Below are 14,023 nucleotides of genomic sequence, written 5' to 3'. Positions count from 1 at the left end.
AGCAATTACCAATGAAGAAGTGGCAGACACTAAGAGAACTAGAAGAAAAGAAAATAGTAGCAGTCGTTCGCGGCGACACTAAAGAAGAAGCTAAAATGATTGCAACTGGTGCTAGAAAAGGAGGTATAGAACTACTTGAAATAACTTTCACAGTGCCCCAGGCTGATAAATTAATTGAAGAATTATCGATACATTATAGTTCGGAAGCTGTAGTGGGTGCCGGAACAGTATTAGAGCCTACAACGGCACGGTTGGCCATACTGGCAGGGGCAGCATTTATTGTTTCGCCCCATTTTTCTCAGGATATAGCGAAGATATGTAATTTGTATCAAATTCCTTATATTCCTGGTTGCTATACCTCAACAGAAATTATTGAAGCCCTTCAATCTGGAGCGGATATTATAAAGGTTTTTCCAGGAAATATGGCATCACCTTCTTTCATAAAAACAATGAATGGCCCGGTGCCACAAGCACAATTGATGCCTTCTGGCGGAGTTAGTCAGCATAATATAAAAGACTGGGTCCAAAACGGAGCAGTAGCCGTCAGTGCAGGAAGCAGTCTTTATTTTGATAACGAAGAAGATGTTATTCAGGCTGCCAACAGCTTAGTCGAGGCTTTAAATTATTAAAAATATTCCACTAAATAAAACTAATCATTCTTTTATCCAAGAACATCGAAGCGCGTCATAGTTTAAGTAATTTGTTGAAGGTGCAGAAGAAGAATATTAATAACAGCGTAACCGTCTGATGTGTTTATTTTGCTAAATTTATTTGAAGAATGGAAAGGAAGTAAAATATGAAAGCAATTCAAGTTTCTGAACCAGGACAATTAAATATAATAGAAACAGACGCGCCTCAAATAAAAGATGAGAATGATGTTATAGTGAAAGTCTATGCAGCTGGAATCTGTGGTTCAGATATGCATATTTATCACGGTAGTAATCCCTTTACTGTATATCCCCGTATAATTGGCCATGAAGTAGTAGGTCAGGTAACAGAAGTTGGAGAAAATGTTACATCTTTAAGGAGCGGGGACAAAGTATCTTTAGAACCAATTCAGAGCTGTGGAAATTGCTATGCATGTAAACAAGGTCAACCAAACGTCTGTGAGAGTCTAGAAGTCTACGGAGTTCATAGAGATGGTGGAATGAGAGAATTTATGTCTGCCCCTGAAAAAAATTGGCATAAATTAGAAGCAAGTATATCCTGGAGCAATGCAGTTCTAACAGAACCTTTAACTATAGGAGCACAAGCTACGATGAGAGGCAGTGTTAAAACAGGGGACACTGTGCTGATCATGGGGGCCGGTCCGACAGGCATAAGCTGCCTTCTTTTAGCTAAATTAAAAGGAGCGCGGGTTATTATAGTTGATTTAAACGAAGAGAGGTTGAATTACGCTTCTTCCGTAGGAGCAGACGCTGCAATAAACCCGACTGATGACCCTGATGTTTATAGCCAGGTGAGTCGAGAAACTAATGAAAAAATGGCAAACGTGGTTATCGATGCGGTAGGAACAGAAAAAACTTTTGAACAAGCAGTCTCTATGGCTTCAATTGCAGGGCGGGTAGTTACTTTAGGATTTAATCAATCTCCCTCATCTATTACGTCACTGGACATCACAAAAAAAGAGTTGATGATCGTTGGTTCTAGATTACAATCCAATAAATTTCCTGAAATTATCGGACATATTAATCAAGGAGAATTAGATGTAGAGTCAATGGTTTCTCACCGCTTTGATTTTCAAGATGTCCAAAAAGCGTTCGAACAATTGGAAAACCATCCTAATAAAGTAAGAAAAGCCATTCTTACATTTGATTGAAATTAAAACAAGATATTGTTTAATTTTAGCTCCTCAGTTTTTATTGAAAACTGCCCTCAAAACGGGCAGTTTTTTAATTTGTTGACCTTCTAGGAATATTCTTACGAAAATGAATAGGTTTATGCATGGAGAGAATTGGTTATGAAGGGTATTAACCAATGTTTTCGAGAGAAGATACTTATGGTTAAAGCCATTCCTATAAACTAAGCATCATAAATGATGGTTAGAAATGAAAGAAATTCATATTCTTTATTGATTACATATACCTAAAACTTAAGACATGTGATAAAATTAGTCAACACTATGAAACTACCGTATATATACTTAAATATTTCGCAAAATAGAGAGCGTTCCTAAGCAGAGCGGGGGATAAAATGAAGCATAAAGAAATAGCGCAGATTAAAACCCAGGAAGTGGTGAAGCGTGTCGCTCTGTCGATGCTTGTTTTGGTTCCGGTATTTATGCTCGTGAATTTTTATGATGTGCTTTTTTTGGGCGCGCCGCTTGAAAGAGAGGGACTGATTACAAGACTGCTTACGGGCGTAGTTATCCTGGGGCTCGTGCTTTGGATCTTATTCCGGCGCAGCGTGGAGCAGCGGGTACAGCGGAATTATTATCATGCTTTGTTCGATCAGCCGCTTTCCCCGGTGTTTCTTTTGAATGACCGGGGGAGCGTCATTGAAGTAAACGAAAAACTGCTTGAAATGCTGAACAAGGAACGTGACACAGTAATCGGCCTTTCGATGAAGGAATTGAATTTTACGGATCACGCGTTAGTCGAAAAATATATAGACCGGGTCATGAAAGGGAACTCCCAGCACTTTGAAGTAAATCTGCGAAGGCAGGACGGCTCGCTTATGGAGCTGGAAGTGATGGCAAGCCCGGTTTTTATGTATAAACGTATTATTGGCATGATCGGGATTATTCGGGATCGTTCCAAGCAGAACGCGAACGTCCGCAAGCTTGAACGTCTCGCGAACGTGGACGGCCTGACGGGCCTGTCCAATCGGCGGGCGTTTAACGACGCCTTTGACCGATACTGGAGTGAAGGCATGGAACGCCAGTCCCCGCTTGCGGTAATGATGATTGATCTGGACGAATTTAAAAACTTCAATGATACGTACGGCCACCTCGAGGGTGATGAATGCCTCAAGCAGATTGCGGGAGCTATCCACGGGGTGTGCATGCGTTCCGGCGGCATGGCCTCCCGTTTCGGCGGAGAAGAGTTTGCGCTTCTGCTTCCGAAAACAAACAATAAAGAAGCCAGGGCCATTGCCCATGCAATCAGCGAAGAAGTAGACAAATTGAATATCCGCCATGAAACATCGAGAGTGAGTCCGAAGGTGACGGTCAGCATTGGCGTAAACGTTGTGGTTCCGGCTATTCACCGCCGCCGGGAGGACATGATGCTTAAAGCGGATCAGGCTCTGTATGAGGCGAAAAGCAATGGAAAAAATATGGTGAAACTGTAACAGGCACCCGTGTAGCATAAAGAGGTGACAGAATGGATAGCAGGCAGCAAAAGGCTGCGAACAAAAAATCGATATATGCAGGGCGCTTAAAGAAGGATTTCTTCGGCAGCGCCCTGCTTCTTTTAGTGACAATAATTCATTGGCTGTCGGCTGATTTCACAATGGGGACGTATTTGTTTTACGGAGTGGTTTATACGGTGCTCGCAGCGGAGGATATGTATATTTACCGTAAATGGAAAGCAGAACAGCTGTGGATAGAGGAAAGCCTGCGGCGCAAACTATAAACGCCGGGAAGGAGCAATGTCAGATGAAGCTTACGATACACCGGTTAACGGAAAACGATATTCCGGCACTTGCAGAACTGCCCCGGAAGGTGGGCTGGGACTACGATGAAGCGGAAATGAAGGCGGTGCTCGCTTCGGGAGCGGTATACGGTCATAAAAATCCCGAAGGCACGGTGGTCTCCAGCTCGGCTGTAATTCCATACGGGGAAACGGCGGCTCTCGGTCTCGTTATTGTCCGGGAGGCTTACCGGCGGCAGGGGCTGGCCCGGGAAGCAGTGAAGGCGTGTTTGGATTTGGTGCCGGAGAAAGCCAGTGTGATGCTGTTTGCCACTGAAGAAGGGAAACCGTTATACCGAGAGTTTGGGTTTGAAGAAGCAGGCACGGTATACAAATATACCTCCCCGGGCCAAGCGTTGAATACAAACAGCACTATTCTGCCGAAAAATATAAAAATGTACGAATCCTCCGATTGGGGCAGCATACAGGAGCTGGACCGTGAAGCGTTTGGAGAAGACCGGGAAGCTTTTTTACGCCACCGGTTTGTTCAGGCATATCGTTCTCTTGTATTAATAAACGGAAACAATCAGCCGGTAGGCTTTGGTCTGTCGATCTGGCATGAAGGGCAGCTGCTGATTGGCCCGGTCACAGCTCCGGATGAAAGAGGAGCAGCTGCATTAGTTGAACAGCTGATTGAAGCGCATCCGGTGAAGGTCCGGATTGATCTTACCGCAGAAAGCAGCATTATAACGAAAATGCTTGGGAAGTACGGCTTTGAAAAACAGAGCGAACCGCATAGGATGGTGCGGCATCCCGGGAAGTTAGGCTCCAGGAACGGGAACATGTACGCTATTGCTTCACAGATCTTCGGGTAAAGAATAAGCCTTCGTTAAAATTAAATTTTCATGAAGCTTACTGCCTGAAACAGGATATCTGGTGGCAGATTGTGTTACTTTATTAGGAGAGAAGTGCGGGGGCATGAAGATTTGCCTGGATTTTATTAATGGTGGGGAACCGTGGGAGAGATATCATGATCAGTGGACCATTCACAACATCTATACTTCCAGGAGTTATAGCTGTCCTTTTTACGCTGCTGTTTGTGCTGAAGGGATGGGCGCTCTGGGTAAAGCTGCTGCCGGGAATTGCACTTATGGCCGCAGCCATTTCGCTTTTTTATTACGGCTATATGCATATCCGGGGGTTTGAGGGGGCATCGTACGGTATTCTGGGAGGATTTTTAAGCCTCTATGCCGTCATATGCTTTGTAATAGCCGGATGGGATTTGCGTAATAGTAATTTTTTTAAGTAGAAGACTCGTTTTTCGGGTACATAAGCCGTAAAAGGAGGTGTCCCGTAATGTGCGGAAGATACACCCTGGTTCATTCTAAAGAGGCGTTGGAACAGGCCTTTGATGCAGCGTTTCCGGAAGGGCAGGAGAGCTATAACGTCGCGCCTTCACAGAAAGTGCTGGCCGTGGCGTCCTCCACTGAACAGACAAAAGCCGGCTGGCTGCAGTGGGGGCTGATTCCTTCCTGGGCAGACGATAAGAAAATTGGGCATAAAATGATCAACGCCCGGGCAGAAAGCGTGGACACCAAGCCAGCATTCCGCCGCCTGCTTGAACGCCGGCGCTGCCTGGTTATTGCCGATGGGTTCTATGAATGGGACCGGGAAGGCGGGACAAAGCAGCCGTACCGGATAACGGTCGACAACGAAGCGTTGTTTGCGTTCGCCGGCCTGTGGGACAGGTGGGAAGGCGAAGATGAAACGATCACGTCCTGCACGATCATTACGACCGAAGCCAACGACTTAATGAAGAGTATTCACCATCGGATGCCGGTGATTCTGGATGAAGCCGCACGAAAAACCTGGCTTGATCCGCATGAAACTGACAAACAAGTGTTGAAATCACTGCTTCAGCCATTCGACGCTTCCCGGATGACGATGTATCCCGTAAGCACAGAAGTAAACAGTCCAAAACATAATCATGCTGCATTAATCGAACGCTCGGGGTAAAACAAAGAGCCCGGCTTTTCCTGTAACAAAGGAGAAGCCGGGCTCTTTTTGGTTGAAGTCTGCATCCGTTGGTGCCGACTTTCACTGAACTTTATTACAGCAAGGGCGGCTCCGATTTTCTCGCTGTCCAGCTTCGCCACCTAGCCGTCCAGTCCATTGGCTGCATCCTGACTTCACCGTCTTTCGACGCTTCCAGCCAGGATTACGCCAGCCGTCTGGGGCCTGCGTAGCAGGTCAGTTCGATGTTGTCACGAAAGTGACGTCTTTCATCGAACTTCCTTCCAACAAGGGTGGCTCCGCTTTTCCTGCTGTCCAGCTCTGAGCGTTATCACCCGGGTCCATTCGCATTTTCAGTTCGTTTGTGACTTCGTCTCAAGCCGACTGAAAACGGCGAGCCGTCCCGGGTGGTGACCGAACGCTCTCCGCTTTTCCTACACCTTTTTCCGTGCGACGGCTTTGCGCATTTTAGCCACAGCTTCCTGTGCCTGGTCTTTCTTCTTGATGCAGTAATTTACATACAGGCCGTCGAGGAGCGAGAGCTCGGCAAGCCTGGAGGCGAGCGCTTCGGAGCGGTATTCGGTTTCGCGGGAAATGGTCTGCAGCGTCAGGTCGGCCTTCTGGCTTATCGGCGTTTTGGCATAGCTTGTAATAGCGATAATGCGTGCGCCCTGTTCTTTGGCCACATCCATCGCTTCGAGGACGTCTTCATTGGCCCCCGAGTGCGAAATTACAATCGCTACGTCGTCTGGCTTCAGCTGGGAGGCAGCCATGACCTGCCAGTGGGCATCGGTATATGCGTGGCTAGGAAGTCCCGTGCGCATAAACTTGTGCTGGCCGTCCTGCGCAGTGACGCCGGAGCCGCCGCTTCCATAAAAATGGAGCTCTGATGCTTCAAGCAGGTACTCGACCGCCTGGCGGACGGTGTTTTCATCAAGCACCTCCTGGGTGTAGGTGAGCGCATTTTTATTGCTTTGAAATACCTTGGACATAATCTCTGCTTCGGTGTCGCTTTCCTGGATCGTTTCATGAATGTCTTCGATCGGTTCGATAATGTCAGAAGCGAGCGCGATTTTCATCGCCTGGTAGCCTTTAAAGCCGAGCCGCTTGCAGAAACGGAACACGGTAGCGTCTGCCAGGGAAAGCTGGTCGGCTACCTGATTGATGGTCGAATGGACGATGGTTTCGGGATTTTGCAGCATATAGTCGGCGATTTGCTTTTCTTTATCACTAAAACTGTTGTACAGCGATTGGATCCGCTGGCGGACGTGAGTCGTTTCGGTAGCCATGAGTATCCCTCCGGTAAAAAAAGTCTTACCTTTATCATAAAGGAATAAATTTCACTTAGCTATTAAAATGAACGAAAAAAATTTTCTTAAAACGCTTGCATAGAATTTTATTTCACGTATAATAACGAAATGAGAAAAATATTTTCATCAATTGAAAGCGTTAGCGAAAGCGAGGGAGTAAATGTTATGGCTGAGTCACTTACAGCCGGCGTGGACATAGGCACAACGAGCACAAAAACGCTGGCGTACGATACAGACGGAAGGATCTGGGCGGAACGGGAGCTTGAATATCCAATTTATTCTCCGGACCCGGCCTGGAAGGAGCAGGACCCCTACGAAATTCTTCGCGCCGTCGAACAGACGCTGAAAAACGTCGTCGAAGACGTTGCGAAAGAAGGAAAACATATTGGCACAATCGGCTTTAGTGCAGCGATGCACAGCATACTCGCTGTAGATGAAAACGGTGAGCCGCTCACACAGGCACTCACCTGGGCGGATCAGCGGTCGGTGCACGAAACCGAAACAGTAAAAGCCGAAAACGGGCAGGACATTTTTGAACGGACCGGCACTCCGATTCATCCAATGGCGCCGCTGACGAAAGTTATGTGGTTCCAGAAGCACCGGGAAGAAATTGCCGCAAAGGCAGCGAAATGGATTTCGGTGAAGGAATTTCTTTTTCATAAATGGTTCGGGGAATACATCGTTGATTACTCCATCGCTTCCGCTTCAGGCCTTTTCAATATTCATAAAAAAGAGTGGGACGACAGAGCATTGGCTCTTGCCGGTATTACGGAAAATCATTTGTCCCGACCGGTGAGTACGACGTACAAGCGCAGTGATTTAAACAAAGATGTTTGTAAGCGGCTGCATTTACAGGAAACGACAACAGTCGTCATTGGGGCAAGCGACGGAGTGCTTGCAAACGTCGGCTCCGGGGCGCTTGAGGAAGGCGTGGTTGCCTGCTCGATCGGTACAAGCGGAGCGATACGCACGGTCATCGACCGGCCGTACACGGATCCGAAGGGACGAATATTCTGCTACGCACTGACCGATGACCTGTGGGTGATCGGCGGTCCGATCAACAACGGCGGTATAGCGCTTCGCTGGATGCGGGACAAAATCATGCCGGATCTAAAGGAAGAATGCCGCAAAAATGGTACAGATCCTTACGACGTGCTGACGGAAATGGCAGAAAGCGTGATGCCTGGTTCCGACGGTCTGCTGTTTCTTCCGTACATGACTGGTGAACGCGCCCCGTTCTGGAACAGCGATACGAAGGGCGTATTTTTCGGCCTGACGCTGCACCACGGGCGCGAACAGATGGTCCGGAGCGTTATGGAAGGCGTCATGATGCAGATGTACGCTGTAGTAGTGGCATTAATTGAAGCCGGGATCAACATTAAAGAATTCCGTGCCAACGGCGGCTTTGCCCGTTCGGAACTGTGGAAGCAGATGATGGCCGACATATTCGAAAGCGACATTGTCGTTCCGGACAGCCACCAGAGTGCCTGCTTCGGCGCCGCCTGGCTCGCCATGACGGCCACCGGGCAAAAGGACAGCCTGGATACGATTCACGAGCTGATCCCGATCGAAACACGGCAGTCCCCAATTATGGATAACGTGACAGCATACCGGGACTTGAAGCCGATTTTTCTCCGGCTTGCACGCAATCTTCAATCTGAATTTTCCGCGATTGCCGACGTGCAGCGTGCACACGCAGAAGGCAAACGCACACTATCAACTGAAAAAGGAGAAATACTATGACGACTTCAGCACCGTGGCTCATTATTGTAGCCGTATTAGCAATTGTTGCACTGTTATTTTTAGTTATGAAGACGAAGCTGCAGGCCTTTATCGCCCTGCTTCTTGTCAGCTTCCTCGTCGGTATTGCCGTCGGCATGCCGCCAAGTGAAATTATAACGACCATCGAAGAAGGGATGGGCGGCACCCTCGGATTTATTGCCGTCGTGATCGGCCTTGGGGCCATGTTTGGGGAAATGCTCCGGGTGTCCGGGGGCGCAGAACGTCTGGCACTGACACTTGTTGATAAATTTGGAGAAAAGAACGTCAGCTGGGCACTTGCACTTACAGGCTTTATCGTTTCGATTCCCGTCTTTTTAGACGTTGCACTTGTTATTTTAATTCCAATTGTGTACAGTCTTGTCCGTAAAACGAAAAAATCACTCGTATACTACGGTATTCCGCTTGTAGCTGGTCTTGCCGTGACGCACAGCTTTATTCCGCCAACGCCGGGACCGATTTCGGTTGCTTCGATCATCGGCGCGGATCTCGGCTGGGTCATTCTGTTTGGTACAATTGCCGGCCTTCCGGCAGTAGCCATTGCTGGTCCATTGTTCGGTAAATACATGGCGAAAAAAATCGATATCGGTGTTCCGGAATACATGATGGAGCAGATGAGAAACGTCGAGTACGACCGCGAGCTGCCAAGCTTCCGCAGCGTTCTCGCTATCATCCTTCTCCCGCTTGTGCTGATTCTGCTTAACACAGGATCCGGGGTTTTCCTCGCAGAAGACAGCACAGCATATGAAATACTGTCCTTTATCGGGGATCCATTCTTTGCACTAACTGTTGCAGCACTTTTAACATTTTATGTATTCGGTATCCGCCGGGGCTACTCGAAGCAGGAAGTTCAGCAGATTACAACGAAAGCCCTTGAGCCGGCGGGTATTATCATTCTTGTTACCGGTGCCGGTGGTGTATTCGGTGAAATGCTGATCCAGTCAGGCGTTGGCGATGTACTCGCAAACGCGATGGAAAACGCGAACATGCCAATTCTTGTCTTTGCCTTTATCACAGCTGTTCTTGTCCGTGTAGCCCAGGGCTCTGCGACCGTTGCGATGGTAACAGCTGCCGGCCTTGTAGCGCCGCTGCTGGAGACATATGACGTCAGCGAGGCAATGCTCGGTCTGCTTGTTATTACAATTGCTTCCGGTGCCACAGCCTTCTCCCACGTGAACGACTCCGGGTTCTGGCTGGTCAGCAGGTACTTCGGCCTGAATGAAAAACAAACGCTCCAGACATGGACCGTTATGGAAACAATTATCGGTTTTGTTGGTTTTGGTGTGGCACTGATTTTAAGTATCTTCGTATAAATAGAAAAGAGGAGTGGAGAACATGAAAGCAGGAATTATTGGGTTAGGAAAAATGGGGTATAATATCGGCCTGCAGATGCTTGACAAAAATCACGACGTTGTTGCCTATGACCTGTCCGAAGAATTTCGCGAAAGCTTTAAGGGTGACGGGGGGAGCACAGCCGCCTCCCTGCAGGAGCTGGTGGATCAGCTTCCGAAGCCGCGCATCATCTGGGTGATGGTGCCGGCCGGGGATGCGACCGATCAGGTGCTTACCGAAACGGCATCGTACCTTGACGAAGGTGATATTTTAATCGATGCCGGCAACTCCCATTACAAGCGGACACTGGCTCATTATGAAGCACTTGAAGCAAGGGGCGTCCACTTTTTCGACGTCGGCACAAGCGGCGGCATTTCCGGTGCAAGAAACGGCGCCTGCCTGATGATCGGTGGACGCAAGGACATCTTCCCGGTGCTCGAGCCGCTGATGGAAGACCTGTCGGTGGAAAACGGCTACCATTACACCGGGGAAGGCGGCAGCGCCCACTACTTGAAAATGGTGCATAACGGCATCGAGTACGGCATGATGGCCGCGATGGGCGAAGGATTTGAACTGCTTGAAAAGGGTCCGTTCGACTATGATTACGAGCAGGTCGCCCGCGTCTGGAACAACGGCTCGGTCATCCGCGGCTGGCTGATGGAGCTGATGGAGGAAGCCTTCCGCGGCGATGCAAGACTCGACGACATCCGCGGCGTGATGCATTCGTCCGGCGAAGGCAAGTGGAGCGTGGAGTCCGCGCTCGAATACGAGGCAACAACTCCGGTCATTGCGCTATCGCTCATGATGCGCTACCGTTCGCAGGAAACCGATACCTTTAATGGCAAAGTGGTGGCTGCCCTCCGTAAAGGCTTCGGCGGCCATGCCGTAGAAAAAAGTGAATAGCAATGTCCCAGAGGCCCGGATGGTATCCGGGTCTTTTTTCATATTTTAGAAAAACTGCGGCAAATGCTTCAACTGCCTTAAAGTATTTCCGATAGTAACAGTAACGAAGAAAACGGCAGAAGGGAGCCTATCATTTATGCGAGTATCCGGGTTTGCTTCAGGAATGGATATTGACCAGACAGTAAAGGATTTAATGCGGGCGGAGCGCCAGCCGATCAATAAACTGAATCAGCAGAAACAGACGCTCGAGTGGCAGACGGAAATGTATCAGGATGTAAACAAGCAGTTTTTTGATTTCCGGAACACGATTTTTGATTCGATTATGAAAAAATCGTCGATGACAGACCGCTCAGCGACGTCCACTAATGACAGCCGCGTGAGTGCCAAGGCGTCAGCGGATGCCGGTAATGCCACCTATTCGATCAGCGAGGTAAAGCAGCTGGCCAAATCAGCGTCGCAGAGCAGCTCGGAACGAGCGACCGGGCCTGATTTTTCCGCTACGGAAGCGGTTGGCAGCCAGACATTTGCAGACGGAAAAGCACCGCAGTGGAGCGAAGGTGTGATTCAAAGCAAAACGATTAACGCCGACGGCGGTACGTCCTACAGCGTGGAAGGCAGCAATCTTAAACAAAACACGGACGACATGATCGTGAAGGTGAGCGGAAAACAGTATGAGGTAGTGACCGGCACGGATCCGCTCGAGCCCGGCCAGGTGCGCGCCAGCTTTAATGGCGACCAGATTGATCTGGAATTTGGTTCGGCGGTAACGAGCGGCAAAAGCATCAGCGTGCAGTATGCAGCGGTAGATGAAACCAAAACAATTGAAGCGGCTACAGCCACCTCTTCTTTTTCGTTCGGTAAAGGCGCGATTGATCCGGATAAGCTGAACATCACTATAGACGGTGGTAATGCGTTGACAATTGTGACGGATCCGGAACAGGAGCTCGCGGCAGACGAAGCCTACGTGGATACGAAAACAGGAAGAGTGACGCTCGGTGAAGCGGCCACCGGAACGATTGAAGCGACATTCACCCAGCAGTATTCCACAAATACCATTACGACCTTTGATAAAAACGGAAACGAACAGAAAAACAAATTTACGTTCACGAGCGCGCAGTCGATGAATAACATTATGAGCGCGATCAGCTCGTCCGGAGCAGGAGTGAGTGCATTTTACGATGAGCATTCGGGTAAAGCAGCGCTCACCCGTTCGGAGACCGGTGACTTTAACAAAAACGGCGATGAAATGCTTTTTTCGGGTGACTTTTTCAATAACACTTTGGGTCTGAATAATGTCGAGGGTGAGTCCAACCAGGGCGAACAGAATGCTGTGTTTACGATGAACGGACTTGAAACCGAGCGTGCGAAAAACACGTTTGACGTAAACGGGATGAGCATCACGCTTAAAGAAACGTTCACTGAAGCAGACGGCGCGGTAACGCTTGGATCGGATACAAATACCGATGGTGTCATGGACACGATTAAAGGATTTGTTGAAGAGTATAATAAGATCGTTGAAGACGTGAACGGGAAGCTGAACGAAAAGGTAAACCGGGACTTTAAGCCGCTCAGTGACGAGCAGAAAGAAGAGATGAGCGAAAAAGAAATCGAAATGTGGGAAGAAAAAGCCCGCAGCGGCCTGCTCCGCAGCGACAGCTCCATTTCGAATGTGATGAACAATATGCGTTCGCTTTTGTACGAGCAGGTGGGGGGCACCGATTCAGCATACAATACGCTCTATTCGATCGGCATTACGACAAGTTCGAGCTACACCGACAACGGCAAGCTCGAAATCGATGAAGACAAGCTGCGCCAGGCGATTGAAGATGACAGTGAAGGGGTGTACCAGCTGTTTGCCGCGAGCGGCTCAACAACCGAAACCCAGGGACTTGCCCGCCGGATGAGGGAAACGCTCGACAACGGCGTGTCCGCTCTTGCTGAACGGGCCGGGGGCTACAAAGGCAAGCTGCTTCCGCACCAGTTTACGCTCGGCCGCAATATGGAAAACATCGACGACCGTATTGCCCAATTTGAGGACCGGATGGCATCAGTGGAAAACCGGTATTACCGCCAATTTACAGCGATGGAGCAGGCAATGAGCCAGGCCAATTCGCAGTCCAACTATTTGATGCAGTTTATGAACAACGGCCAGTAACAACAGCACCTTCTTGAGGAGGAAGAAAACATATGAGTTTTAACCAGGCACAGGCAATGTACCAGCAGGCAATGAAGCAGACGACTGCACCGGATAAAGAGAAGCCGCAGAAAACATTCAGGCCAAAACAGGCAGCATCTGCTCCGAAGCCGGCACCGGTCAAAACGAATCCGTACCAGCAGCAGGCAATGCAGACCGCCTCACCGGGAGAGCTCACGCTTCTTTTATACAACGGCTGCCTGAAATTTCTCCAAAAAGCGGAGAAGGCGATGAATGAAGGAAAGGTTGAAGAAAAAAACAAGCTGATGATTCGGGCCCAAAACATTATCGGAGAGCTGATGATTACGCTGAAAACGGACAGCGATCTTGGCAGCAGCATGATGCAGATGTATGACTACATGTACCGCCGCCTGATCGAAGCGAATGTCAGTAATGACACAGACGCTCTGCGGGAAGTGTACGGACTTGTCGAAGAGTTCCGCGACACATGGAAGCAGGCGATGCAAAAAGACCGGGAGAGCCGTTTCCGTGAAGGCGGCCGAGTATAATGAGTGTAATCCGTGAACTGTATGTCACCACCCGGGAGCTGTACGAGAAAGTGGCGCAGCCCATGCCGGAGAATGAACAGCCAAGGGATGAGTACATTGAGAGCGTAGATCTTTTTCTGCAGGCACGGGACAGACAGCTGAAGGACCTGCCGCCAGTAGAGGAATGGTCAGAGGCCGAGCGTCAACTCGGGGAAGAGACGGTCAAAATGAATCTTTATATTGACGACCGGCTAGCCGGCTGGAAACAGGTGATCCGCACGGAACTGCAGGGAAGCCGTCAAAAACGCCGCCATATAGGAAAATATGAGCAAACCGGCGCCACGGCTTCAGCCTATTTTTTCGACAGCAAAAACTAATACGTAAAACCTTCAGGCCTCGACCTGAAGGTTATTTTATGTATGCGTGCTTCGA

General features: G+C 49.0%; 13 protein-coding genes and 1 pseudogene. 13 read left to right on the top strand and 1 reads right to left on the bottom strand.

All coding sequences use genetic code 11. The features are described from left to right. The first annotated feature begins 11 nt into the window (after positions 1–11). From ACTRXI_RS12905 to ACTRXI_RS12875, 7 genes are all read left to right on the top strand, one after another. On the top strand, positions 12–629 hold the full coding sequence (locus ACTRXI_RS12905) for a bifunctional 2-keto-4-hydroxyglutarate aldolase/2-keto-3-deoxy-6-phosphogluconate aldolase (protein WP_474263117.1): 618 nt from the start codon (positions 12–14) through the stop codon (positions 627–629). Positions 630–796: 167 nt separating this feature from the next. Next, positions 797–1,819: a zinc-binding alcohol dehydrogenase family protein gene (locus tag ACTRXI_RS12900; RefSeq protein WP_474263115.1), complete on the top strand. Its 1,023-nt coding sequence runs from the start codon at positions 797–799 to the stop codon at positions 1,817–1,819. A gap of 374 nt (positions 1,820–2,193) precedes the next feature. Further along, positions 2,194–3,291: a GGDEF domain-containing protein gene (locus tag ACTRXI_RS12895; RefSeq protein ID WP_474263113.1), complete on the top strand. Its 1,098-nt coding sequence runs from the start codon at positions 2,194–2,196 to the stop codon at positions 3,289–3,291. A 32-nt stretch (positions 3,292–3,323) separates the two neighbouring features. Next, entirely contained in the window at positions 3,324–3,575 is a 252-nt protein-coding gene (locus ACTRXI_RS12890; protein WP_474263111.1) for a hypothetical protein, read from the top strand. A 23-nt stretch (positions 3,576–3,598) separates the two neighbouring features. Then, entirely contained in the window at positions 3,599–4,447 is an 849-nt protein-coding gene (locus tag ACTRXI_RS12885; protein ID WP_474263109.1) for a GNAT family N-acetyltransferase, read from the top strand. 155 nt (positions 4,448–4,602) lie between these two features. Then, positions 4,603–4,881: a hypothetical protein gene (locus ACTRXI_RS12880; protein ID WP_474263107.1), complete on the top strand. Its 279-nt coding sequence runs from the start codon at positions 4,603–4,605 to the stop codon at positions 4,879–4,881. A gap of 47 nt (positions 4,882–4,928) precedes the next feature. Beyond that, the gene (locus ACTRXI_RS12875) at positions 4,929–5,588 is read left to right on the top strand and encodes an SOS response-associated peptidase (RefSeq protein ID WP_474263105.1); all 660 of its coding nucleotides are present in this window, start codon (positions 4,929–4,931) and stop codon (positions 5,586–5,588) included. A 431-nt stretch (positions 5,589–6,019) separates the two neighbouring features. Here ACTRXI_RS12875 and ACTRXI_RS12870 read toward each other — a convergent pair whose 3' ends face one another. Beyond that, a complete protein-coding gene (locus ACTRXI_RS12870) occupies positions 6,020–6,874 on the bottom strand; it encodes a MurR/RpiR family transcriptional regulator (RefSeq protein ID WP_474263103.1) in 855 nt (284 codons plus the stop codon). A 186-nt stretch (positions 6,875–7,060) separates the two neighbouring features. Between ACTRXI_RS12870 and ACTRXI_RS12865 the strand changes: the two genes are divergently transcribed. From ACTRXI_RS12865 to fliT, 6 genes and pseudogenes are all read left to right on the top strand, one after another. Next, a complete protein-coding gene (locus tag ACTRXI_RS12865; RefSeq protein ID WP_474263101.1) occupies positions 7,061–8,638 on the top strand; it encodes a gluconokinase in 1,578 nt (525 codons plus the stop codon). Beyond that, positions 8,635–9,987, top strand: coding sequence for a GntP family permease (locus ACTRXI_RS12860; RefSeq protein ID WP_474263099.1), 1,353 nt, complete (start codon positions 8,635–8,637; stop codon positions 9,985–9,987). The genes ACTRXI_RS12865 and ACTRXI_RS12860 overlap by 4 nt, the downstream gene beginning before the upstream one ends. Before the next feature lie 22 nt (positions 9,988–10,009). Continuing rightward, complete coding sequence (gnd, locus tag ACTRXI_RS12855) at positions 10,010–10,909, top strand: phosphogluconate dehydrogenase (NAD(+)-dependent, decarboxylating) (RefSeq protein WP_474263097.1); 900 nt, start codon at positions 10,010–10,012, stop codon at positions 10,907–10,909. A gap of 136 nt (positions 10,910–11,045) precedes the next feature. Next, the gene (gene fliD / locus ACTRXI_RS12850) at positions 11,046–13,064 is read left to right on the top strand and encodes a flagellar filament capping protein FliD (protein WP_474263095.1); all 2,019 of its coding nucleotides are present in this window, start codon (positions 11,046–11,048) and stop codon (positions 13,062–13,064) included. A gap of 173 nt (positions 13,065–13,237) precedes the next feature. Next, positions 13,238–13,612, top strand: a pseudogene (gene fliS, locus ACTRXI_RS12845) (flagellar export chaperone FliS); the annotation flags it as partial. Then, positions 13,612–13,968, top strand: a complete 357-nt coding sequence (gene fliT, locus ACTRXI_RS12840) for a flagellar protein FliT (protein WP_474263093.1) — start codon at positions 13,612–13,614, stop codon at positions 13,966–13,968. The pseudogene fliS and the gene fliT, both read left to right, overlap by 1 nt. The last annotated feature ends 55 nt before the right edge of the window (positions 13,969–14,023 follow it).

This window comes from Marinococcus sp. LNHM4E3-1 (genome assembly GCF_056034405.1).
Note: the sequence above shows the minus strand (reverse complement) of the source record. Positions and strands in the feature narration are given on the sequence as shown.